The sequence below is a fragment of the Mycobacterium colombiense genome (assembly GCF_001953985.1).
Classification (GTDB): Bacteria; Actinomycetota; Actinomycetes; order Mycobacteriales; family Mycobacteriaceae; genus Mycobacterium; species Mycobacterium colombiense_B.
Map to the genome: position 1 here is coordinate 1 of NZ_MBEI01000085.1, position 575 is coordinate 575.

General features: G+C 68.7%; 1 protein-coding gene. It reads right to left on the minus strand.

The window, feature by feature from the left end; all coding sequences use genetic code 11:
- Window positions 1-575: condensation domain-containing protein (locus A5732_RS26675; RefSeq protein ID WP_142256686.1), on the minus strand; the 575-nt coding region annotated here is incomplete at both ends.

Consider the following 575-nt stretch of genomic DNA (forward strand, 5'->3'; position numbering starts at 1 on the left):
TCGACGAGCACCTCGAAGGGCACGTCCTGGTGTTCGTAGGCGGCCAGGCTGCGCTGGCGTACCCGGGCCAACAGTTCGGCGATGCTGGGATCGCCGCTCAGATCGACTCGCAGCACCAGGGTGTTGACGAAGAACCCGACCACATCGTCCAGGGCCGGGTCGCGCCGCCCCGCGATCGGAAAGCCCACCGCCACATCGGAACTCGCGCTCAATGTGGACAGCAGCGCAGTCAGGGCGGCCTGGACGACCATGAACTCGGTCGCGTTGTGGGCCCGCGCCACCGCGCGCACCTGCCGCTGTAGCTGCGCCGGCCAGTCAATGTCCACACTGGCCCCGCGGTAATCGGCCACCATCGGGTATGGCCGATCGGTCGGCAACTCGACGCGTTCGGGCAATCCCGCCAGCTCCCGCTGCCAATACTCGAGCTGCCCGGCGATCGGGCTGGCCGAATCATCCAGGTCACCGAACTGGGCCCGCTGCCACAACGTGTAGTCCACGTACTGCACCGCCAGCGGCGACCAATCCGGCGCACGGCCGTCGCACCGGCCGGCGTACGCGATCCCGAGATCGCGCAC